Annotated in this window: 19 protein-coding genes, 1 tRNA gene and 1 pseudogene; 12 read left to right on the top strand and 9 right to left on the bottom strand. The window is 59.3% G+C overall.

Going from position 1 to position 21,498, the window contains the following annotated elements; genetic code table 11:
- The first annotated feature begins 92 nt into the window (after nucleotides 1-92).
- Both PseAD21_RS09020 and PseAD21_RS09015 read left to right on the top strand, forming a co-directional pair.
- A complete protein-coding gene (locus PseAD21_RS09020; protein WP_102355383.1) occupies nucleotides 93-2,540 on the top strand; it encodes an acyl-CoA dehydrogenase in 2,448 nt (815 codons plus the stop codon).
- 74 nt (nucleotides 2,541-2,614) lie between these two features.
- Complete coding sequence (locus PseAD21_RS09015; RefSeq protein ID WP_042610681.1) at nucleotides 2,615-3,022, top strand: PA2817 family protein; 408 nt, start codon at nucleotides 2,615-2,617, stop codon at nucleotides 3,020-3,022.
- Nucleotides 3,023-3,085: 63 nt separating this feature from the next.
- Here the strand turns inward: PseAD21_RS09015 and PseAD21_RS09010 are convergent, their stop codons facing one another.
- Entirely contained in the window at nucleotides 3,086-4,084 is a 999-nt protein-coding gene (locus tag PseAD21_RS09010; protein ID WP_102355382.1) for a LysR family transcriptional regulator, read from the bottom strand.
- A 90-nt stretch (nucleotides 4,085-4,174) separates the two neighbouring features.
- Here PseAD21_RS09010 and PseAD21_RS09005 point away from each other — a divergent pair, with 90 nt between their 5' ends.
- From PseAD21_RS09005 to PseAD21_RS08990, 4 genes and pseudogenes are all read left to right on the top strand, one after another.
- Nucleotides 4,175-4,801: a hypothetical protein gene (locus PseAD21_RS09005; RefSeq protein ID WP_102355381.1), complete on the top strand. Its 627-nt coding sequence runs from the start codon at nucleotides 4,175-4,177 to the stop codon at nucleotides 4,799-4,801.
- 91 nt (nucleotides 4,802-4,892) lie between these two features.
- A pseudogene (locus PseAD21_RS09000) lies at nucleotides 4,893-5,663 on the top strand (2OG-Fe(II) oxygenase).
- A gap of 1 nt (nucleotide 5,664) precedes the next feature.
- Complete coding sequence (locus PseAD21_RS08995; protein ID WP_102355380.1) at nucleotides 5,665-6,303, top strand: LysE family translocator; 639 nt, start codon at nucleotides 5,665-5,667, stop codon at nucleotides 6,301-6,303.
- A 197-nt stretch (nucleotides 6,304-6,500) separates the two neighbouring features.
- Nucleotides 6,501-8,240 carry a dipeptidase gene (locus tag PseAD21_RS08990; RefSeq protein WP_102355379.1) on the top strand — a complete coding sequence of 580 codons (1,740 nt, stop codon included), beginning with the start codon at nucleotides 6,501-6,503 and terminating at the stop codon, nucleotides 8,238-8,240.
- Between the two features lie 105 nt (nucleotides 8,241-8,345).
- Here the strand turns inward: PseAD21_RS08990 and PseAD21_RS08985 are convergent.
- From PseAD21_RS08985 to PseAD21_RS08960, 6 genes are all read right to left on the bottom strand, one after another.
- A tRNA-Gly gene (locus PseAD21_RS08985) sits at nucleotides 8,346-8,421 on the bottom strand.
- 60 nt (nucleotides 8,422-8,481) lie between these two features.
- Nucleotides 8,482-9,042 carry a CDP-diacylglycerol--glycerol-3-phosphate 3-phosphatidyltransferase gene (gene pgsA / locus PseAD21_RS08980; protein WP_102355378.1) on the bottom strand — a complete coding sequence of 187 codons (561 nt, stop codon included), beginning with the start codon at nucleotides 9,040-9,042 and terminating at the stop codon, nucleotides 8,482-8,484.
- A gap of 32 nt (nucleotides 9,043-9,074) precedes the next feature.
- Nucleotides 9,075-10,898 (bottom strand): excinuclease ABC subunit UvrC, encoded by a 1,824-nt coding sequence (gene uvrC / locus PseAD21_RS08975; protein WP_102355377.1) that lies wholly within the window; start codon nucleotides 10,896-10,898, stop codon nucleotides 9,075-9,077.
- Nucleotides 10,899-10,900: 2 nt separating this feature from the next.
- Nucleotides 10,901-11,542: a UvrY/SirA/GacA family response regulator transcription factor gene (gene uvrY, locus PseAD21_RS08970; protein WP_024012761.1), complete on the bottom strand. Its 642-nt coding sequence runs from the start codon at nucleotides 11,540-11,542 to the stop codon at nucleotides 10,901-10,903.
- 127 nt (nucleotides 11,543-11,669) lie between these two features.
- A complete protein-coding gene (locus tag PseAD21_RS08965) occupies nucleotides 11,670-12,113 on the bottom strand; it encodes a GNAT family N-acetyltransferase (protein WP_102355376.1) in 444 nt (147 codons plus the stop codon).
- On the bottom strand, nucleotides 12,110-12,871 hold the full coding sequence (locus tag PseAD21_RS08960) for a carbon-nitrogen hydrolase family protein (protein WP_102355375.1): 762 nt from the start codon (nucleotides 12,869-12,871) through the stop codon (nucleotides 12,110-12,112). Before PseAD21_RS08960 ends, PseAD21_RS08965 begins: the two co-directional genes overlap by 4 nt.
- Before the next feature lie 618 nt (nucleotides 12,872-13,489).
- Between PseAD21_RS08960 and PseAD21_RS08955 the strand changes: the two genes are divergently transcribed.
- Nucleotides 13,490-14,566: a 3-deoxy-7-phosphoheptulonate synthase gene (locus PseAD21_RS08955; RefSeq protein ID WP_102355374.1), complete on the top strand. Its 1,077-nt coding sequence runs from the start codon at nucleotides 13,490-13,492 to the stop codon at nucleotides 14,564-14,566.
- 74 nt (nucleotides 14,567-14,640) lie between these two features.
- On the opposite strand, the gene PseAD21_RS08950 is transcribed toward PseAD21_RS08955, so the two are convergent.
- Together PseAD21_RS08950 and PseAD21_RS29750 are read right to left on the bottom strand one after the other, a co-directional pair.
- Nucleotides 14,641-15,612 carry a hypothetical protein gene (locus PseAD21_RS08950; protein WP_256588112.1) on the bottom strand — a complete coding sequence of 324 codons (972 nt, stop codon included), beginning with the start codon at nucleotides 15,610-15,612 and terminating at the stop codon, nucleotides 14,641-14,643.
- A gap of 130 nt (nucleotides 15,613-15,742) precedes the next feature.
- The gene (locus PseAD21_RS29750) at nucleotides 15,743-16,246 is read right to left on the bottom strand and encodes a hypothetical protein (protein WP_178082107.1); all 504 of its coding nucleotides are present in this window, start codon (nucleotides 16,244-16,246) and stop codon (nucleotides 15,743-15,745) included.
- Here PseAD21_RS29750 and PseAD21_RS08945 point away from each other — a divergent pair.
- The 5 genes from PseAD21_RS08945 to PseAD21_RS08925 all read left to right on the top strand — a co-directional run bounded on the left by PseAD21_RS08945 (nucleotide 16,157) and on the right by PseAD21_RS08925 (nucleotide 21,497).
- Nucleotides 16,157-17,032 (top strand): triacylglycerol lipase, encoded by an 876-nt coding sequence (locus PseAD21_RS08945; RefSeq protein WP_102355372.1) that lies wholly within the window; start codon nucleotides 16,157-16,159, stop codon nucleotides 17,030-17,032. The genes PseAD21_RS29750 and PseAD21_RS08945 overlap by 90 nt on opposite strands.
- Nucleotides 17,033-17,128: 96 nt before the next feature.
- Complete coding sequence (locus PseAD21_RS08940; protein ID WP_007912303.1) at nucleotides 17,129-17,410, top strand: peptidylprolyl isomerase; 282 nt, start codon at nucleotides 17,129-17,131, stop codon at nucleotides 17,408-17,410.
- Nucleotides 17,411-17,545: 135 nt separating this feature from the next.
- Complete coding sequence (locus PseAD21_RS08935; protein ID WP_102355371.1) at nucleotides 17,546-19,414, top strand: extracellular solute-binding protein; 1,869 nt, start codon at nucleotides 17,546-17,548, stop codon at nucleotides 19,412-19,414.
- Entirely contained in the window at nucleotides 19,414-20,475 is a 1,062-nt protein-coding gene (locus PseAD21_RS08930; protein ID WP_102355370.1) for a microcin C ABC transporter permease YejB, read from the top strand. The genes PseAD21_RS08935 and PseAD21_RS08930 overlap by 1 nt, the downstream gene beginning before the upstream one ends.
- On the top strand, nucleotides 20,475-21,497 hold the full coding sequence (locus tag PseAD21_RS08925; RefSeq protein WP_102355369.1) for an ABC transporter permease: 1,023 nt from the start codon (nucleotides 20,475-20,477) through the stop codon (nucleotides 21,495-21,497). The genes PseAD21_RS08930 and PseAD21_RS08925 overlap by 1 nt, the downstream gene beginning before the upstream one ends.
- The last annotated feature ends 1 nt before the right edge of the window (nucleotide 21,498 follow it).

The following is a 21,498-nucleotide window of genomic DNA, read 5'->3' as shown; positions in this document are numbered from 1 at the left end:
CGAGTTCAATCACCTTGTTCTGACCACCCCGTTTTACAGATGCCGTCTAAGCTCTGGAGGGTCGGTTTGCCTTGGTTCACGGAGGATTACATATGCTGTTGTTGTGGATACTGGTTCTGATCGTCGGTGTGGCGTACCTCGCCCACCGGCGCATCGCCCCGCTGCCCGCGTTGGGTATCGTCGCCATTTACCTGCTGGCGATGGGCATTTTCAGCCGCGCCCCGGGCTGGCTGTTGCTGGTGTTCTGGGTCGTGCTTGCGCTGGTTGCCGCGCCGTTGCTACTGCCTGACTTGCGCCGCAAACACTTCACCGCGCCGCTGTTCAACTGGTTCCAGAAAACCCTGCCGCCGATGTCGCAGACCGAACGCGACGCGATCGATGCCGGCACCGTGTGGTGGGACGGCGAGCTGTTCAGCGGCCGTCCGGACTGGGACAAACTGCTGTCCTATCCCAAGGCGCAACTGAGCGAGGAAGAACAGGCGTTCATCGACGGTCCGACCGAAGAGCTCTGCGCGATGGTCACTGACTGGCAGATCGGCCAGTCGATGGACCTGCCGCCCGAAGCCTGGAGCCACATCAAGGAACACGGCTTCTTCGCCCTGATCATTCCCAAGGAGTTCGGCGGCAAGGGCTTTTCCGCCTATGCCCACTCGCAAGTGGCGATGAAGCTCGCCACCCGCAGCGGCGACCTCGCCTCGACGGTGATGGTGCCCAACTCCCTCGGCCCGGCCGAACTGCTGCTGCATTACGGCACCGATGAACAACGCAATCACTACCTGCCGCGACTGGCCCGTGGCGACGACATTCCGTGCTTCGCCCTCACCGGCCCGCTGGCCGGCTCCGACGCCGGCGCCATGCCCGACACCGGGATCATCTGCAAAGGCGAATGGGAAGGTCAGGAAGTCATCGGCCTGCGCCTGAACTGGGAAAAACGCTATATCACCCTCGGTCCGGTAGCGACCCTGCTCGGCCTCGCCTTCAAGGCCTACGACCCGGACCACTTGCTGGGCGACAAGGACGACCTCGGGATCAGCCTGGCGCTGATCCCCACCGATACCCCGGGCGTGGAAATCGGCCGTCGTCACCTGCCGCTGGGCGCAGCGTTCATGAACGGCCCGAATTCGGGCAAAGACGTGTTCATCCCGCTGGACTTCCTCATCGGTGGCCAGGAAATGCTCGGCAAGGGCTGGATGATGCTGATGAACTGCCTGTCGGTCGGGCGCTCGATTTCGCTGCCGGCCGTCGGCACTGGCGCGGCCAAGTTCACCAGTCTGGTGACCGGTCAGTACGCGCAGATTCGTGAACAGTTCAACGTGCCGCTCTCGGCCTTCGAAGGCATTCAGGAAGCGATGGCGCGCATCGGCGGCAACGCCTGGATGATGGACGCGGCGCGCATGCTCACCGCCAACGCGGTGGATCTGGGCGAAAAACCGTCAGTGCTGTCGGCGATCCTCAAGTACCACCTGACCGAACGCGGCCGCGAGTGCATCAGCCACGCCATGGACGTACACGGCGGCAAGGCCATCATCATGGGCCCGAACAACTACCTCGGGCGCAGCTGGAATGGCGCGCCGATCTTCATCACTGTGGAGGGCGCGAACATCCTTTCGCGAAACCTGATGATCTTCGGTCAGGGCGCCATTCGCTGCCATCCGTTCGTGCTCAAGGAAATGGCCCTTGCCGGCCGCGAGGACAAGGATCAGGCGTTGAAAGAGTTCGACGGCCTGCTGCTCAAGCACATCGGTTTTGCCGTCGGCAACGCGGCCAGTACCCTGGTGCTGAACCTGGGTTTCGGCCACTTCGAGCATGCCCCCGGCGACAAGATCAGTCAGGGCTACTTCCGCGCCCTCAACCGTCAGGCGGCAGCATTCGCGATGCTGGCCGACTTCAGCATGATGCTGCTGGGCGGCGAACTGAAACGCCGCGAACGCCTGTCGGCGCGCCTCGGCGATGTGTTGAGCAACCTGTATCTGGCCTCCGCTGCGCTCAAGCGTTACCACGACCTGGATTCGCCGGCGCATATGGAACCGCTGTTCCGCTGGGCCATGGAAGAAAGCCTCGGCCAGTCGGAACGGGCACTGGATGAGATGTTGAGCAACTTCCCGAACAAAGTGTTCGGCTGCCTGTTGCGGGTCATCGTGTTCCCGTTCGGCCGTCGCCACAAAGGTCCTTCCGACAAACTTGGCGCCGAAGTGGCCGCAGTGATCGGCCGTGCCAAAGGCGATCCGACCCTCGAAGAGCTGCTCGCCGGCTGCTATCGCCCGCAGTCCGCCGACGATGCCGTCGGTGCCCTGCAACACGCCAGCGATCTGCTGAATGCCGCCCAACCGCTGCATAAAAAGCTGCACATGTCGCTGAAGAGCGGTCAGGTCAAACCGGTCGCTGGCGAACACGCGATCGATGCGGCGCTGGAGGCCGGAGTGTTGCAGCCGCAGGAAGCACAGACCCTGCGCGATGCAGAAGCAGCACGACGCAAGGTGATCGACGTCGATGACTTCGACAAGGAAGAGCTGAAACAGGCAGAGGGAAAAGTCCGCTGATCCCGACAACCATGTCCAAGCGAGCGCAGGAGCTTTATACTCCCGCGCCCGTTTTGCTCTTGAGGACTTATCTCGTGTCCAACGTCGTTGCCGATCATCTTGTGTTACTCGACCACCTGCGCAGTATTCTGGTCGCCGTAGGTGAGGCCGAACAGGTTCCCGAAGAGAGCCATGCCTTGTTCCTGGAGCGCTTCGACGAACTGCTGGCATCCCTGCCGATCGATCCGATCGAAAGCCAGTATCTGGGCCAGGACATCCTGACCCAAGTGATCACCCGCTATCCGCAAATCGCCCATCTGATCCCACGGGATCTGCTGTGGTTCTTCGCGGGTGACTGCCTGCACTACCTGTCCGATGAAGAAATCGACCTGTATCAGGCGCTGGAAGAACGTCGCTACGACGCCGAACAGAATGATGAACCGTTCGACTGGAATCAGGAAAAACAGCTGTTGGCGATGTCTGCACAAGACAGCAAGCACTGATTTTCTCCTGGTAATGAAAAGGCCCGCATGGTGATCCATGCGGGCCTTTTTATTGTGCTGCTATTACAGCAATCCTTCGCTTTCAGGCAGCTCGTACGCCATCGCCAGGTTGTTTGGCGCCCCCGCCCTGCCCGGCTTGCTCAACGTCGGCTCCTTCTCCAGGCACTCCACCAGATAATCGATGAACACCCGCAACTTCGGTGGCAGATAGCGCGTTGGTGAGTGCAGCAACCACAGTCCACCGTGGTACGAAGCCAGGAACGTCCACTCCGGCAACACTTGCACAATCAGCTTCTGCTCAAGCGCATAACGCGCGGTGAAATACGGCAGGCTGCCGATGCCGATGTGCTGCAATACCGCCCCCAACCGCACGCCGGTATGGTTGGCGGCATAGCGGCCACGCACGCCGACGGTCACTGCTTTACTGCCCTTCTTGAATTTCCAGCGCGCATCGCTTGGGGTTTCACCCAGATAAATGCAGCTGTGATTGAGCAAGTCATGCGGATGCGTCGGTGTGCCGTGTTCGGCCAGGTATTGCGGCGTAGCGCAGAGCAAATGATCGATGGTCAGCAACTGACGCCCGACCAGTCCGGCTGGCGGACTGTCAGTGATACGAATCGCCAGATCAACATGATCGTCGATCAGATCAACCTGCCGGTCTTCCAACAGCAACTCGACATCGACCTTGGGATAACGCCGCAGAAACTCGGGCATGTGTGGATGAATCACAAAACGCCCGACCGCTTTCGGCACGCTGACCCGCACCAGCCCTTCCGCCTCATGGGTGAACTGGCCGCTGATCTCCATCACTGACTTGGCAGCGCTGACCATCTCCTGACAGCGCTTGAACACTTCTTCACCACCGTCACTCAGGCGTAGTTTGCGTGTGGTGCGCTGCAGCAAACGCGTAGCCAGCGCCTTTTCCAGGCGAGAAATGCTACGACTGATCGCTGACGGCGAAGAACCCAGCTGGCGGGCGGCCTCGGAAAAGCTGCCGGTCTCCACGACCTTCACGAAAATCGCCATTTCACCGAGCAGTGGCAGCGGGAGATTGATGCTCACAGCGCACAAGTCCTTTGATGTTTGAACGGATTATCACGTTATTGCACGATTCATATAATAAAAAAAGAAACTTTAATAAGGGCATGGAATATGACGCTTCGCCTCTTTTTCCATAGTGATGACCTCAAGGCTAATGTGGAAGTCCTCGACTGCACGCCCCACGAGAACGAATTTGCCGTGGTGTTGCGCGCCACTCTGTTTCATCCGCAAGGCGGAGGTCAGCCCTGCGACACCGGCTGGATCGGCGAAAGCCAAGTGCTGCGCGTGGTGCAGGAACCAGACCGGATCGTCCATTACGTCGACTGTCCGGTAAAACTCGGCATGACCTGTATTCACGTCGATGAACAGCGTCGCAGCTTCAACACTCGCATGCATTCGGCTGGGCATCTGATCGGGCACTTCGTACAGGCCATGGGCTGGACACCGATCAAGGCACACCACTGGCCTGACGAAGGCCGGGTGCAGTTCAAACCAGGTGATGCCGCGCAGGAAGTCGATGCGCCGACCGTTCAATACGGTATCGGTCAGTGGATCGAACACGATCTGCCGCGCCTGACCTCGCTGCGCGAGGGCGCGCGGGAAATCGGCTTTGGCGAGCTGCCAGCCTATGGCTGTGGTGGCACCCATGTACGCAGCCTGAAGGATTTGGGCACAGTCACGATCGCGTCACTTTCGCAGAAGAAAGGCACGTTATCCGTCCACTACAGCGTGGATTGAGCATTTCGGACGTTGCCCTAGCGCAACGTCCGACGCCGGGGGAACCGCACTCGCAGGTTCCGTTGACTATCGATAGATGGACCTAAAAACAATGATGCTAGACGTCGAGCGTCTCGATGAGACGTGCATAAAAAAACTGGCCAACGAAGATGTCCTCGCCATCCGCGTCAAAGGCTTTTTGCCCGAACCGCTGGCGATCCAGATTGGCGACAAAATTCTTGCTCCGGGATTCGAAGGTTATATCAACGCGCCGAGCATCGGCCGCATCGGTATGGCGTTTTACGAGGCGGAAAACCAGCCGCTGCTGATCGAGGATTATTTCGAGCGTGCCACCAGCAACATCGCCGAACTGCGCAACCGTTGTGCGCCCTACTCCTCACCGATCGACACCCTGCGCTGCATGCTCGACGAATCATGGCCGGCCGGCGCCCATCTGGAAAACCTCTATGGCCGCAAGATGTATGTCGGCCTGTCGCGGGTAGTCAAACCCGGCGTGTGCTTCCTGGCCCATCACGACATTTTTGCCAAGGATGCGCCGGACAGCTTTCAGGCCCGCAGCCTGTAGGCGCAGTTCGCCTGCAACGTGTACCTGAACATGCCGACCGAGGGCGGTGCGCTGCAGGTGTGGGACGACGACATTACCCCGGATCAGTTCGACGAGATGCGCGGCGACAGTTACGGCATCGACCCGGCACTGCTCGGCCCGCCGACCCTTGAAGTGCGGCCGGAGCCAGGCGATTTCATCATGTTCAATTCGCGTTGCATGCACTCGGTGACCCCGGGTGTGGCAGATCCGCGACTGAGCCTTTCCTTCTTTGTCGGCTATCGCGGCAATGCTTCACCCCTGACCTTCTGGAGCTGAGATGTTATCGAACTACCTGGGCGAGTTTCTGGCGCTGGCCACCATCCACTTTCTGGCCGTGGTCGCTCCCGGCCCGGATTTCGCCGTCACCATCCGCCAAAGCGTACGCTTCGGTCGACTGGTAGGCATTTGCACCGCACTGGGCATCGGAGCGGGTATTTCCGTGCATGTGTTGTATACCCTGCTTGGGGTCGGCGCCTTGATGCACACCACGCCATGGTTGCTGACGGTGGCCAAGGTCGTCGGTGGCGCCTACATCTTTTATCTCGGCATCTGCCTGATTCGCAGCAAGCCGAAAACCACGCTTGAGGGCGAGCAGAGCACGGAGGAGCCGCTGGTCGAGCAGTCGCTGTTCAAGGCGTTCAGCACCGGTTTTCTGACCAATGCCACGAACCCCAAGGCCACGCTGTTTTTCCTGGCGATCTTCACCACGATCATCAGCGCCAGCACGCCGCTGAACATTCAGGCGCTGTACGGGGTGTGGATGTGCTTCGTCAATGCGCTGTGGTTCGTGATCGTCGCGCTGTTTTTTTCCAGCAGCCGGGTGCGGAACCTGTTTATGCGCATGGGCCATTGGTTTGAACGCAGCATGGGGGTGATCCTGATTCTGTTCGCCGGACGACTGGTCTTGTCGATGTAAAACTGCCTTATAGAACAAGGCCCGAACGGTCATCCCGCTCGGGCCTTTTTCGTTTGTGCGTCGCTTTTGCATTTCTGTGCGACGCATCCCACTTCCCGGGCTCCCCTTCAACACCCTCACGGTGTTAGTTTGGAAAAGATTTGTTTCATCTTTGAAACACACCTCAATCAACTGCCTGCAAAGGAATGCCCACTGCAATGAATTTTTCTCTCAAGCGCCTGGCGGCGACCAGCCTGATCCTGGCCAGCTTTTCTGCGTTCACCCTGCCCGCACAGGCCAACATCACCCCGCAACAGAGCGCAGCCATTCTCAAGAGCTTCGATGATGCGAGCGTCACCGATTTCCGCCAGTTTCTGGGTGCCGTAGGCAAGAGCGACCTGGGTAAAACCGACAACCTCGGCCCGGCGATCAATGCCTTTCTCGACAACAAGACCCCGAGCGCTGAACAGCAGAACGAGATCTACCGCCTGCTGGGCATCTACACCCGCGTGAAATACGGCAAGGCTGCACTGGAAACCCTGCGCGAACTGGTGGAAATCCCGACCTTCCAGAAAGAAGGTGTGGCCCAGCACGACAATCCCGAGTTCATCAAGATCGCCGAAAAGATCAAGAACCTGGCCGAATCGTTCAACCTGAAGTTCCGCAACGTCGACAACCGCGTCTATGAAATCTCCCTGGACGGCAGCGGCGACGAAGTCGTGGGTATTCACGCGCATGCCGACGTGGTGCCGGTCACCCCGGAAAACTGGGTACTGAAAGACGGCACCAAACTCGATCCGTTCAAAGTCACGCTGATCGGCGACCGCATGTACGGTCGCGGCACCGAAGACGACAAGAACGGCATCGTCGTCGCCATGTACGCGATGAAAGTGATCACGGAAGAGAAGCTGCCACTGGCACGCAATTTCAAACTGCTGGTGGACACCACTGAAGAAACCACCGGCGACGCGATCCCGTACTACTTCGAACACAACCCGACGCCGAACTACAACATGGCGCTGGACGGCGGCTACCCGGTGGTCATCGCCGAAAAAGGCTACGGCACGGTCATGGCCAACTTCCCGCTGCGCAAAGGTGAAGGCAGCGGCGCGGAAATCATCTCGATGACCGGCGGCCTGGCGACCAACCAGATTCCATCGGTTTCGGTTGCCACTCTCGTCACCGACAAGCCTGAGCAACTGGCCGCAAGCCTGCAGAAAGCCGGCAGCGAATATGCCAAAAAACACGGCGGCGACTTCGAAATCGCGGCCAAGGTTGACGACAAAGACGTCAAATTGAGCGTCACCGGTGTGTCCGCGCACTCCTCCGAACCCGAGTCCGGCGTCAACCCGGTCGCACGCATGCTCGACTTCATCAACAGCCTCGACGGCAAGGTGGCGCTCAAGCACAACCAGATCACCGATGCTGCACGTTATGCGTCCACCAACTGGGGCCTGGATTATCTGGGCAAAAAACTCGGTGTCGGCTTCTCTGATTCGTTCATGGGCCCGCTGACCACTTCGCTGACCTACGTGGGCGTCGACGACAAAGCCTTCAAGCTGGCGGTCAACCTGCGCGTGCCGAAGGGCAAGTCCCCGGAAGTCCTGAAGAAGGAAATCGCTGACAAGCTCGCAGCCTGGAGCAAGAAATCCCATGTAGCCGTGGACTTCACCTACTCGATCGCCGAACCGATGTACCGCAATCCGGAAGGCGAATGGGTCAAAGCGCTGCTGGCGGTGGCCAGTGAGAACCTGGGCATGAAGCACGAGTTCGGCACCTCGGCCGGCGCGACCTCGGTGCATGAACTGCCGAACGGCGTGCAATTCGGCCTGGCCCGACCTGAAGTCAAATACACCGGTCACACCGACGGCGAGTTCAAGACGGTTGACCAGTTCCTGCTGGACCTGCAGATCGTCACTGAAATGATGGGACGTGTCGGCCAACTGCCGAAACTCTGATGAATACGTGAAAACAAAAAAGGACCCGAAGGTCCTTTTTTGTTGCGCGACAACTTGCGCACAAACAAAAACGCCGATCATCACTGATCGGCGTTTTTGTAAAATTGGAGCGGGAAACGAGACTCGAACTCGCGACCCCGACCTTGGCAAGGTCGTGCTCTACCAACTGAGCTATTCCCGCTTGGTGTGGCGCATTCTATAGATTTCAGAAGCCCCGTCAACCCTTTGATTCAAAAAAGTTTTATTTCTTTTCAACGTCGGTTTTCAGATGCGGCCAGGCAGCGCGCAGGTATTGAACCATCGACCACAATGTCAGGCCTGCCGAGACCAGCAACAAGGCGTAACCCAGCAAGACCCAAAAGCTGAAGTCGCGCGGGTTGGCCAGCAGGATCACCAGCGCCAGCATCTGGGCGGCGGTTTTCCACTTGCCGAGATTGGACACCGCCACGTGGGCGCGAGCACCGAGTTCGGCCATCCATTCACGCAAGGCCGATACCACGATCTCACGGCCAATAATGACTGCGGCGGGAAGTGTCAGCCACAAGTTGCCGTGTTCCTGCACCAGTAGCACCAACGCCACTGCCACCATCAATTTGTCGGCGACAGGATCAAGGAAGGCGCCAAACGGCGTACTTTGCTCCAGGCGACGAGCCAGATAACCATCCAGCCAGTCAGTGGCCGCCGCAAAGGCGAATACCGAGGCGGAGGCCATGTAACTCCACTGGTAAGGCAGGTAAAACAGCAAAATGAAGATCGGGATGAGCAGGACGCGTAGAACGGTAATCAGATTAGGGATATTCATCGGCACAACTGGCTACGAGGTGAGTTGGCATTCTACTCGCTATGCAGGTTTGCATAAATCGACTCTGCGAGCTTTTTACTGATCCCCGGTGCTTTGGCGATCTCTTCGATGCTTGCACGAGACAGCTCCTGCAATCCACCAAAATGTTTCAACAGGTCCCGACGTCGGGTCGGCCCCACGCCCGCAACGCCTTCCAGCGTTGAGGTGCGGCGGGTTTTACCGCGCCTTGCGCGGTGTCCGGTAATCGCGAAGCGGTGGGCTTCGTCGCGAATCTGCTGGATCAGATGCAGCGCCGGCGAGTCGCCGCGAAGCGTGAACTCGTGCGCAGCATCATTAAGATACAAAGTTTCGAATCCGGCCTTGCGCGTTGCGCCCTTGGCCACACCCAAGAGAATGAGATCAGGCACCGCCAGTTCGTTCAGCACGTCACGCGCCATCGACAGCTGCCCCTTGCCGCCGTCCACTAACAGGATGTCCGGCAACTTGCCCTCCCCGTCCTTCAGTTTACTGAAACGGCGGGTCAATGCCTGGTGCATGGCGGCATAGTCATCGCCTGCAGTGACGCCTTCAATATTGTAGCGACGGTAATCGGACTTGATTGCGCCTTCCGGACCGAACACGACACAGGACGCAACGGTTGCTTCACCACTGGAATGACTGATGTCATAGCATTCCAGGCGCTGTGGTGGTTCATCCAGGTTCAGCACTTCGGCGAGCGCATCGAAGCGCGCAGCCGTGTGTTGGCGGTTGGCCAGACGTGCGCCCAGCGCCTGCTCGGCATTGGTGACCGCCAATTGTTGCCAGCGTGCCCGCGTGCCACGCACGCGATGACTGATGGTCAGTTCTCGACCGCGCAACTCGTGAATGGCTTCGATCAGCGCCGTTGCGTCCTCTGGAACCACGTTGACGATCAACTCGCTCGGCAAGTCGCGCTCCGGACTGCTGATGAAGTACTGACCAAGGAACGCGGCCATGACTTCAGCAACCTCTTCTTCAATACCCACCTGCGGAAAAAAGTTCTTGCTGCCCAGCACCCGCCCGCCACGCACACTGATCAAATGAACGCAGGCGCCGCCCGGGTTGACGAAGGCGGCAATGACGTCGATGTCACCCGTGCCGCCTTCCATGCTTTGCTGATCCTGAACCCGGCGCAGCAAGGCAATCTGGTCACGCAACTCTGCGGCGCGCTCGAATTCGAGATTGATCGCCGCTTCTTCCATCGCCGTAGAGAGCTCATTGGTCAGTGCGTGACTGCGGCCCTCAAGAAACATCACCGAATGGCGAACATCCTCGGCGTAGATTTCAGGTTCGACCAGACCGACACAGGGCGCCTTGCAACGTTTGATCTGATATTGCAGGCACGGGCGCGTGCGGTTCTTGTAGTAACTGTCTTCGCACTGACGGACAAAAAAGGTTTTTTGCAACAGGCTGAGGCTTTCGCGGATGGCCCCGGCGCTCGGGTACGGGCCGAAATACTTGCCCTTGGCCTTCTTTGCGCCGCGATGGATGCTCAGCCGCGGAAATTGGCCGTCGGAGAGAAACACATAGGGATAGGACTTATCGTCGCGCAACAGAATGTTGTACGGCGGGCGCCACTCCTTGATCAGGGTCTGTTCAAGCAGCAACGCTTCGGTTTCGTTGGCCGTGATCGTCGTTTCGACCTGCGCGATACGCCCGACCAACGCTGCAGTTTTCGGCGCCAGCCCGGTCTTGCGGAAATAGCTGGCAAGGCGCTTCTTGAGGTTCTTGGCCTTGCCGACGTAAAGCAGACGCGCCTCGCTGTCGAACATGCGATAGACGCCGGGACGCCCACTGACAGTCGCCAGAAAGGCGCCGGAATCGAATGTTTCAGTCATGATCAGGCGCTGGCATCAACCATGCCGTGGCGCACAGCCAACAACGTCAGTTCGACATCGCTGCTGATCGACAGCTTTTCGAAGATCCGGTAGCGGTAAGTGTTCACCGTTTTCGGCGACAGGCAGAGCTTGTCGGAGATAATCTGCACCTTCTGGCAGCCGACAATCATCAATGCGATCTGGATTTCCCGTTCGGACAAGGCATCGAAAGGCGAATCATTGGTGGGCTGGAACGACTTGATTGCCAGTTGCTGGGCAATCTGCGGACTGATGTAACGCTGCCCGGCAAATACCAGCCGAATGGCCTGGACCATTTCCGGTAAACCCGCGCCCTTGGTCAGGTAGCCGGCAGCACCGGCCTGCAACAGACGTGTCGGGAACGGATCTTCCTCGCACACTGTGACGGCGACGACCTTGATGTCCGGATGACTGCGCAACAGCTTGCGCGTGGCCTCAAGACCACCGATACCGGGCATCTTGACGTCCATCAGGACCACATCCGGTTTCAACTCACGGGCCTTGATCAGGGATTCTTCCCCGGATTCGGCCTGGCCAACCACCTGCAAGCCATCGATATCGGCCAGCATACGTGTAATGCCTGTACGAACGAGATCATGGTCATCGACCACTAGCACCCTAATCAAGCAGACACCTCGCGAATTGGTCTTATTGGGATGCCCGACACCTTAGCAAAAAGTGCCGGACAGACCTAGCGGCAAGCAGCATTTAAAAAGTTTCAATTCATCATCGAGGGCTTGCCAGCCGTGGGTTTCAGAGCACAGATGTACCGAAATCGAGCTGCATCCTCAGGAAACACTCGTCCTCGCCGCACACCTTCAAGCCTTTTCTCTTATACAGACTTTGCGCCGGATTATTTTTGAATACGGTCAGACGCAACGCCGGGAGTCCTTCAGTACAGGCCATAGCGATAACCTGATCAAGCGCCCACGATCCTGCACCCTGCCCGCGAAAGGCTTCAGTCACTTGCAGCTCGCGTATGTACAGTGCCCGGCGATCCCGACTGAGGCTGAAGAATCCCACGGCGACTTCAGCACGAATGATCAACCAGTTGTCACGCCCGGACCAGGCGACATCGAATGCTTCGTCCTGCCAAAGCAGGTCGTGATCAATGTAATAACGCAGCATGTTCCGACACGCCAGGTCACGGGCAAATGCCAAGTCATTCGGTTGTGCGCGACGCAAACTGTAGCTCATTGCGCCACCATCACTGGAACCACCCACCCCTGCCAGCCATCGGCATCACGCCGGGCGACCACCAACAACTCACCAGGCCCGGGTGCGGCAACGATCAACGTCCCGCTTTCAGACCAGAACGCGCTGCGCCCTGCCGACTGCCAGCCACCCGTGAGCCCGGCATGATTGGTCATCAGCACCGCCATCGCGTGGTGTCCGGCGTAACCCTGTAGCATCGCGCTATCCACGCCATAGCCACTGTCCCCAATCAGCACACCTGCCGCGTACAGGTCAGCACCAAGACCGGCAGCCGTTGCCGCGTGGCTGGCGTGAGAAAAATCCGCGCAGACAGCCAATGCCACGGTATCGCTGCCTATCCGCAAGGTCGAGCCACCAGACCCGGGGGCAAAGAAACGCTCTTCGCCAGCGTGCAGATGCTGTTTGCTGTAAATCTCAAGAGAGCCGTCCTTGCTTAACGTCAAAGCACCGATCAACACCTGCGAACTGCCCTTCAGACGAATCGGCATGCCGACGACAGTACTGATGCCCAGTTCTCGGGCGCAATCACGCAAGGGTTGCAGCACCGAGTCCTGCGGATCGATCGCCATGTCTGCGGCCATCTGGTTTTCGTAGCCAGTCAGGGACAGTTCCGGGAACACCAGAAGCTCTACGCCCTGCTCCGCCGCTGCAGCCATCAAGCGCAAATGACCGGCGATGTTCGCGGCCAGATCACCGGCGACGGAAAATGATTGGGCTGCTGCGACAGTGAGCATCGACATGAATCATCCTTGGGTTTGTGACAAAACATCCAGTGTGTCACAACGCCTGCGGCACTCAAGCGATAGGTAACGCGTTGAATGAGCGATAGCAATTTCTGATTGCTCAGGCGTACGGGCCTCTAGTAAGCTCGGCGCATTCATCGGAGACAAACCATGTTCAACGCCCTCTCACAGCTTCGTTCCGCCAGCGCACTGCGCTCGGTTGCGGCTGCCCGGGTGAACGACGTTTGCGCTCCAGCCAGCTTTTATTTTGGGTATTGGTTTAGCCACTGGCGCGCCTGATACCCACACGGCGCCCATGTAAACGGGTCGCCTACCAGAGAATTCTCAACCCCCGGTCGGCCTCCCGACCGGGGGTTTTGTTTTTTCCGGCCCCAACTTTTTTCAGCAACACACCAGACACTTTGAGGAATCACGACATGAACTACGCCACTTATTACCGTTACGACAGTTTTACCGCCTGGCGATTTAGCAGCCTCCGCTCGGGACAGCCTGCCGCCTCCGATCGGTCACCCACAGGTGGCAAGCACACACACGCAGCCAATACGGCCAATTGTCGAACACCCCAGTAGGGCCGAGTGAGCGGGAAGACCCGCCGCCAGCCCAGGAATCCCGAATATGAACTCGTCTGCTTCTGCTCTGCCACTGTCCGCGGTCAACTCTGCCAACGAAGCGCTGACCCTGCGCCTGCCCAGCTCGTTGCAGCTCAAGCAGCAATTGCCACTGAGCAATGCTCTCGCCCGGCAAGTCGCCGCCCACCGCCAGGCGATCCGCGCAATCCTCAACGGCGAAGACCATCGCCTGCTGGTCGTCGTCGGCCCTTGTTCGATTCACGACCCGCGCTCCGCGCTCGAATACGCCGAAAAACTCTCCCGCCTGGCACAAGATATCAGTGACGAAATGCTGCTGGTCATGCGTGCCTATGTCGAAAAACCACGCACCACGGTTGGCTGGAAAGGCCTGGCCTATGACCCACACCTGGACGGCAGCGATGACATGGCCGCCGGCCTGATCCTGTCGCGCGAACTGATGCTCGAGATGGTCCGTCTGGGACTGCCCATCGCCACCGAACTGCTGCAGCCAATGGCTGCCGGCTACTTCGATGACCTGCTTGGCTGGGTTGCCATCGGCGCACGCACGACCGAATCGCAGATCCATCGCGAAATGGCCAGCGGCCTGAGCATGCCCGTTGGTTTCAAGAACGGCACTGACGGTGGTGTGACCGTAGCCGTCGACGCCATGCGTTCGGCAGCACACCCGCATCGGCATTTCGGCGTCGACAGCCAAGGGCACCCGGCGATCATCCAGACCCCGGGCAACCCCGACACTCACATAGTGCTGCGCGGCGGTCATCACGGTCCGAACTACGATCGCGGCAGCGTGGCACGGGTACATGCCGACTTGAGCCGCCTGAAGATTCCGAGCCGGATCATGGTCGACTGCAGCCACGCCAACAGCGGCAAGGATCCACTGCGCCAGCCCGAAATATTCAACGACGTGCTCGAGCAACGCTTGCAAGGTGATCGCTCCTTGGTTGGCATGATGATCGAGTCCCATCTGTTCGAGGGCTGCCAGACTTTGAGCGCTGCTCTGCGCTATGGCGTATCGGTCACCGACGGTTGCCTGGGATTCAGCGCAACGGAACAGTTGCTGTCGAGCGCAGCCGAACGTCTTCGGGCCCGTCCTCAGGCCTGAACCTCAGAACAACCTTTGCGGGCGAAGCAGAATCCCGCAAAGGTTGAACCATTGTTCAGAACACCAACACAGGGTTACGCCCGCACCCGGATGCGGGTTACACCAGACGCCTGGCTGACATTATCCAGGCGCTCCACCGAATACGACACCTGCACCACGGTTTCCCGGTGCTCTCGCCAGAAGCGGTAAGGCACGATAAATACCAGTGGCTGGCCGGCGATCTCCCGAGTGATATCGCGGTCATCACGATGACTGAAATACTCACCATTGCACTTGAGATACACCAACTCCCCTTCCTCTGCCTGCGCATTACCGATCACCACGGTAACGCCGTCCACAGCATCTGCTGCGTCCAGCTCACCGTCTTGCGCTTCCAGAACTTGCGGCGCCGCAAGATCGCCTCGAATCAGCGGCGCGATCAAAATTCGGGAGTTTACGGAGCGCCTCACCTGCGCGTCTCCTGATTCGACCCGGTAGCTGACACTTGCTTCCAGTGTGGAGTGAGGCGCGAAGCGATCTGCGCTTATCCAGAAAGACAGCGCTGCGCCAACGGCAAAATGCTCCACCGTTAACGCATCGTCGAACGCTGGCCCCTCGGCAGAGCCTTGCCAGGACAGAATGACCCGATCACCAGCAGCCATCCGCGCATAAGGTCGCACAGTGACGCTGGTGCCCTGTGGAACACGGGCCGGATCAAGCGTGCCACCCACCGAATCTTCGATGATCGGTGCAAGCAGCTCCGGTTCCGGATCGCCCACATCCAGTTGCAAACGAGCAGATGACACCGGCTCGGGCAGCGCGACGCTGTACAGCGTCCAGTAAACCTGCAGCGAACCGCACTCCAGCGTTGCGACGTGTACGCCCTTTATGACAAACACGATTTCCTGCCCCACCAATTCTTCGCTTACTGAGCGAAAAACTTCATGTCGGTAGATCACCCCTTCGGCATCGAGACCTTCCCAGCGCAGCACCAGCTTGTCGCCGCACAGCATGTTCGGATAAGGCGCAACCCTGACAACAGCCTCGCTCAGGGATGGATCGAGCATCCCACCCTCCAGCACCTCAAGCATCGGCGCGGCCAGACACCGGACTGAAGATGGTATGGGGGCGCACGCTGGTCGATAGCTGAATTCGAGGTTCTCACCGTCCACCCTCAAACTCAGTTGGGGCCCTGCGTCAGAGCCAATCGACATCGAAGAAGTATTTGCCGCGAGTATTGAAGAACAGTCGGTAGTGGCTTCGTACATAAACATTCGTGGCTCCATTCCTTGGATAAAACGCCGCCATCACGGCAGCGTCGAACGAAAGCCATTGAATACCTTCCAGTGAATGAATGAAGTCAGCCCAAAGCATTACAAGCCTGAGGTAAACACACCACGGGGCGTAGGCATCCGGCAGCGTTTGCGTGGAAACAGGACAAAAGATTGCCAAATGTTCCGACTCCCCCCTCAAGCAGAATCGAAAGTTCGTACAGTTTTTAGTCCAGATTCCTGGCAATTCCGAGGACTTTTCAGACATCGCCGCCCCGCAGGCCTGTTTTACAGTGGCACGCATCAACCACTGACAAGCATCTGCAAAAGAGGCAGGAACATGCAACGGAATGCGACAACACGCTACCCCATCCTTTTGGTCCATGGCCTGTTCGGATTTGACCGTATCGGTCGCTTCGAGCTTTTTCATGATGTCAAACAAGCACTGCGGGAGGCCGGCGGCCAAGTATTTGTGCCACAGCTGTCTGCGACCCATGACAACGAAGTACGCGGCCAGCAATTAATGCTGCAGATCGAGCGGGTGCTGCAAGGCACCGGCGCCGGCGCCGGCAAGGTCAACCTGATCGGGCATAGTCAGGGTGCGCTGGCCTGCCGTTACGCCGCTGCACTGATGCCAAAGAACGTGGCCTCTGTGACGTCCGTCAGTGGCCCCAATCACGGTTCGGAACTGGCTGACGCATTGCGTATGGCTTTGATACCGGGGCGCCTGCCGGAGCAGGTGGCAGAGCAAATCGCGACCCGGATCGCCGACTTCCTCTCGCTGCTCAGCGGTCAGCCGGCGCTACCGCGCAATGCCGTCGCGGCACTCAACGCCCTGACGACTGCGGGTGTCGGCGAATTCAACAGCAAGTACCCGCAAGGCTTGCCCGCGATCTGGGGTGGTCACGGCGCGGAACGGGTCAATGACGTCCGCTACTACTCCTGGAGCGGCACGCTGCAAGACGATTGGCTGCAGACACTCGACCCGGTGCATGCCATCTGCCGGGCAATGTCGGAACATTTTGTCGTGGATGCCGGGCAGAACGATGGTTTCGTCGGTCGCTACAGCTCGCATCTGGGGACGGTCATCCGCTCCGACTACCCCTTCGACCACCTCGCCAGCCTGCGCCGCCCCGACGGGCCGCGAAAACCGGGCCTTGATCCCGTCGAACTCTATGTAGAGCACGCCATACGCCTGAAGGCTGCGCAGCTGTAAGCACGAACCAATGTACCAAGTGGAACTTTGCCGAGAAATCGCTTACTGAATCCGGTAGGCTCCACATTTTACTGAAATAGATTGGAGAGTTTCCCCATGGCTAAAGCCACTGCCCGCCACATCCTGGTTTCCAGCGAAGACAAGTGCAACGAACTCAAGGCCCAGATCGAAGGCGGCGCTGATTTCGCCGAAGTCGCCAAGGCCAACTCCACCTGCCCGTCCAGCCGTCAGGGCGGCGACCTGGGTTCGTTCGGTCCTGGCCAGATGGTCAAGGAATTCGACACCGTGGTATTCAGCGCGCCAATCAACGTCGTGCAAGGCCCGGTGAAGACCCAGTTCGGTTATCACCTGCTCGAAGTCACCAGCCGCCAGGACTGATCCGTCGCCTGATTGCTGCCCCAACGGCCCGCCTTCTGGTGGGCCGTTGTGTTTCGGTTACAGGATACGGCTGGCGGCTGACGCGCCGCTCGCGTACAAATTGCGCTTATCGATCACCCGGCTTTAAGGCTGACAATGCGACTGGCTTTCCCTTCTCTGCTGTTCACTGCCGTGGCCCTGCTGTTGGGCGCCGCTGGTGTGGACGCCACCCCGCAACACGCGTTGACCGTCTATGGCGAACCTGCCAAATACCCGGCCGGCTTCAGCCACTTCGACTACACCAATCCGCAGGCGCCCAAGGGCGGCACAATGCGCCGTTCGGCGATAGAAATCGGTCATTTCGATCACATCCTGCCTTATATAGACAAAGGCATCGGCGTCACCCAGATTGACGGCATGCTCTATTCACCGCTGGCCCAGCGTTCAATGGACGAGCCTTACACCGTCTACGGACTGGTGGCGCAAAAGATGGAGCGCTCGGAGGATGGCCTGTCCCTGCGCTTCTTCATCAATCCCAAGGCGCGCTTCGCCGATGGCACACCGATCACCGCCGAAGACGTGCGCTACACCTATGACTTGTTGATGACACAGGGCAGCCTGCGCTATCGCACGCAGTTCGCCGACGTCAAAGGCGTTGAAGTGGAAGCGCCGCTGACCGTGCGTTTCGACTTCAAAAGCAACGAGAACCGCACGTTGCCGCTGGACATCGCCACCCTGCCGGTGTTTCCCGAGCGCTGGTGGAAAACCCGCGACTTTGCCGGTGGCGGTGGCTATGAACCGCCACTGGGCAGTGGTCCCTATCGGGTCGGCAAGGTCGATTCCGGCCGCAGCATCACCTTTGAACGCAACCCCGACTGGTGGGGCAAGGACCTGCCGGTCAGTCGCGGCCTGTACAACTTCGATCACTTCAGCATCGAGTATTTCGGCGACACCGATGTCGCACGCCAGGTGCTGCGCGGCGGCGCCTATGACTACAACCGCGAGTTCTCCGCGACTGGCTACTCGATCGGCTACGACAGCCCCGCGCTGAGCGACGGCCGTTTGCAGAAGGCCCACCTCGCCACCGAAGCCCCGCAATCGGCCCAGGGTTTCGTGTTCAATCTGCAAAAGCCGATGTTCCAGGATCGCCGGGTGCGCCAGGCGCTGGCGATGCTCTGGGATTTCGAGTGGAGCAACCGGCAGATGATGCGCAATATGTACATCCGCCAGCAGAGCTACTTCTCCAATTCCGCGCTGGCTGCCCGCGAGTTGCCGGATGCGGCGGAACTGAAGATCCTCGAACCGCTGCGCGGGCAGATTCCCGATGAAGTCTTCAGCCAGGTCTTCGAAGCGCCGAAAACCGATGGCAGCGGCTTGATCCGCGACAAACAGTTGCAAGCGCTGCAGTTGCTGGAACAGGCCGGCTGGAAACCTGATGGCGACCAACTGGTCAACGCCGAAGGCGAGCCATTGAGTTTCACCTTTCTGGTCAGCCAGAACGGCATGGACCGTTTGCTCCTGCCTTATAAGCGCACGCTGAAGCAGATCGGCATCGACCTCAACATCCGTCGCATCGACTCCTCGCAATACGTCAATCGCCTGATGAGCCGCGACTACGACATGATCGTCACTGGCTATCCGGTCACCACCTCTCCGGGTGGCGAGTTGCTCAATTACTTCGGTTCGATTTCAGCCAACGACCCCGGCGCCAACAACTACATGGTGCTGAAGAACCCGGCGGTCGACAGCTTGATCAACGGCTTGATCCGCGCCTCGACGCAGAGCGACATGTTGCACTACGCCCATGCGCTGGACCGGGTGCTGCAATGGAACTATTACTGGATCCCCAACTATTACCCGCCGGGCACCTCCACCGTCTGGTGGAACCGCTTCGGCATGCCGGCTATACAGGCCAGCAATGACGAAGCCATCGAGAGCTGGTGGGAGATCAGCAGCACGCCGCTGACCAACCAGCAGATGACCGCCGAGAAGATCGGCCGTGGCAGACCCGGAGGACCGCACTGATGTGGGCATACATTCTGCGGCGCCTGCTGCTGATCATTCCGACGCTGGTGATCATTCTGCTGGTCAATTTCGTGATCATTCAGGCGGCGCCCGGCGGCCCGGTCGAACAGGCCATCGCCCATTTGCAGGGAATTGGCGGCGCCAGTGTCGGTGGCGGTGCCAGCGAGACCATGAGCAGCACCTCACGCGCCAGCCGAGGCCTCGATCCGCAACTGATCAAGGACATCGAAAAGCAGTACGGTTTCGACAAACCGGCGCATGAACGCCTGTGGCTGATGCTCAAGAACTATGCGCGGCTGGACTTCGGCAAAAGCTTTTTCCGCGGTGCCACGGTCACCGACCTGATCCTCGAAAAAATGCCGGTGACCATCTCCCTGGGACTGTGGGCGACGCTGATTACCTACCTGGTGTCGATCCCGCTGGGCATTCGCAAGGCGGTACATCACGGCAGCCATTTCGACATCTGGAGCAGCACCGCGATCATCATCGGCTACGCAATGCCGGCGTTTCTGTTTGCGATGTTTCTGATCGTGGTGTTTGCCGGTGGCACCTCACTGAACTGGTTCCCGGTGCGCGGGCTGGTCTCCGACAACTTCGAATCGCTGTCGACCCTGGGCAAGATCGCCGATTACTTCTGGCACCTGGTGCTGCCGGTGACCGCGCTGGTGATCGGCGGTTTCGCCACGCTGACGATCCTCACCAAGAACTCGTTCCTCAATGAAATCACCCGCCAGTATGTGGTCACCGCCCGCGCCAAAGGCCTGAGCGAACGCCGCGTGCTCTACGGCCACGTGTTCCGCAACGCGATGCTGCTGGTGGTCTCGGGGATTCCGCAGGCGTTCATCAGCGTGTTCTTTGCCGGCTCGCTGCTGATCGAAGTGATCTTCTCCCTCGACGGTCTCGGCCGCATGAGTTACGAGGCGGCGGTGTCCCGTGACTACCCGGTGGTGTTCGGCTCACTGTTCATCTTCACCCTGTTCGGCCTCTTGATAAAACTGATCGGCGACCTGTGCTACACCCTGGTCGATCCGCGTATCGACTTCGCCGCGAGGAACGCCTGATGTTCAAGCTCTCGCCTCTGGGCCGTCGCCGTTTCGCGCGATTCAAGAAAAACCGCCGTGGCTGGTGGTCGCTATGGCTGTTCATCGGACTGTTCATCGTGACGCTGGGCGGCGAACTGATCGCCAACGACAAACCGCTGGTCGTCAGCTATCAGGGCCAGTTCTACTTCCCGGTATTCAAGCGTTACACCGAGCAGGAGTTTGGCGGGCAACTGCCGTTCCAGGCCGATTACCGTAGCGACTATGTGCAGAACCTGATCCGCAAGGACGGTGGCTGGCTGGTATTTCCGCCGATTCCGTTCAGCGATGACACGCCTAACTACGACCTCAATCAGCCCGCGCCGAGCCCACCTTCGAAGGTCAACTGGCTGGGCACTGACGATCAGGCACGCGACGTGTTGGCGCGGGTGATTTTCGGTGCTCGGGTGTCGATCCTGTTTGCCCTGATGCTGACCGCCATCAGCGCGCTGATCGGCATTGCTGCCGGCGCCCTGCAAGGCTACTACGGCGGCTGGGTCGACCTGCTCGGGCAACGTCTGCTGGAGGTCTGGACCGGGTTGCCGGTGCTGTACCTGCTGATCATCCTGTCCGGTTTCGTCGAACCGAACTTCTGGTGGCTGCTGGGCATCATGGCGCTGTTTTCGTGGCTGGCGCTGGTGGATGTGGTGCGCGCCGAGTTCCTGCGCGGGCGCAACCTGGAATACGTAAAAGCCGCTCGCGCCCTCGGCCTGAGCGACAGCAAGGTGATTTTCCGGCACATCCTGCCCAATGCGATGAACGCGACGCTGAGTTACCTGCCGTTCATTCTGACCGGGGCGATTTCCACCCTCACTGCCCTCGACTTCCTCGGTTTTGGCATGCCGGCCGGCAGCGCCTCGCTGGGCGAGCTGATCGGTCAGGGCAAGCAGAACCTGCAAGCTCCGTGGCTCGGGCTGACGGCGTTTTTCACCCTGGCGCTGATTCTGTCCTTGCTGGTGTTCATTGGCGAAGCGTTACGCGACGCGTTCGATCCACGATCCTGAA

It is taken from the genome of Pseudomonas sp. AD21, from assembly GCF_002878485.1.
Taxonomy (GTDB): domain Bacteria; phylum Pseudomonadota; class Gammaproteobacteria; order Pseudomonadales; family Pseudomonadaceae; genus Aquipseudomonas.
This window is presented reverse-complemented; position numbering and strand designations above follow the sequence as displayed.

Coding starts and splice junctions, on each gene's coding strand:
- PseAD21_RS08990 (WP_102355379.1), top strand. CDS start 6,501: ATGAATTTTTCTCTCAAGCGCCTGGCGGCGACCAGCCTGATCCTGGCC.
- PseAD21_RS08950 (WP_256588112.1), bottom strand. CDS start 15,612: ATGCTCGATCCATCCCTGAGCGAGGCTGTTGTCAGGGTTGCGCCTTAT.
- PseAD21_RS08955 (WP_102355374.1), top strand. CDS start 13,490: ATGAACTCGTCTGCTTCTGCTCTGCCACTGTCCGCGGTCAACTCTGCC.
- PseAD21_RS09020 (WP_102355383.1), top strand. CDS start 93: ATGCTGTTGTTGTGGATACTGGTTCTGATCGTCGGTGTGGCGTACCTC.
- uvrC (WP_102355377.1), bottom strand. CDS start 10,898: ATGACTGAAACATTCGATTCCGGCGCCTTTCTGGCGACTGTCAGTGGG.
- PseAD21_RS08945 (WP_102355372.1), top strand. CDS start 16,157: ATGCAACGGAATGCGACAACACGCTACCCCATCCTTTTGGTCCATGGC.
- pgsA (WP_102355378.1), bottom strand. CDS start 9,042: ATGAATATCCCTAATCTGATTACCGTTCTACGCGTCCTGCTCATCCCG.
- PseAD21_RS09005 (WP_102355381.1), top strand. CDS start 4,175: ATGACGCTTCGCCTCTTTTTCCATAGTGATGACCTCAAGGCTAATGTG.
- PseAD21_RS08995 (WP_102355380.1), top strand. CDS start 5,665: ATGTTATCGAACTACCTGGGCGAGTTTCTGGCGCTGGCCACCATCCAC.
- PseAD21_RS08965 (WP_102355376.1), bottom strand. CDS start 12,113: ATGAGCTACAGTTTGCGTCGCGCACAACCGAATGACTTGGCATTTGCC.
- PseAD21_RS29750 (WP_178082107.1), bottom strand. CDS start 16,246: ATGAAAAAGCTCGAAGCGACCGATACGGTCAAATCCGAACAGGCCATG.
- PseAD21_RS08940 (WP_007912303.1), top strand. CDS start 17,129: ATGGCTAAAGCCACTGCCCGCCACATCCTGGTTTCCAGCGAAGACAAG.
- PseAD21_RS08960 (WP_102355375.1), bottom strand. CDS start 12,871: ATGTCGATGCTCACTGTCGCAGCAGCCCAATCATTTTCCGTCGCCGGT.
- PseAD21_RS08930 (WP_102355370.1), top strand. CDS start 19,414: ATGTGGGCATACATTCTGCGGCGCCTGCTGCTGATCATTCCGACGCTG.
- PseAD21_RS08935 (WP_102355371.1), top strand. CDS start 17,546: ATGCGACTGGCTTTCCCTTCTCTGCTGTTCACTGCCGTGGCCCTGCTG.
- PseAD21_RS08925 (WP_102355369.1), top strand. CDS start 20,475: ATGTTCAAGCTCTCGCCTCTGGGCCGTCGCCGTTTCGCGCGATTCAAG.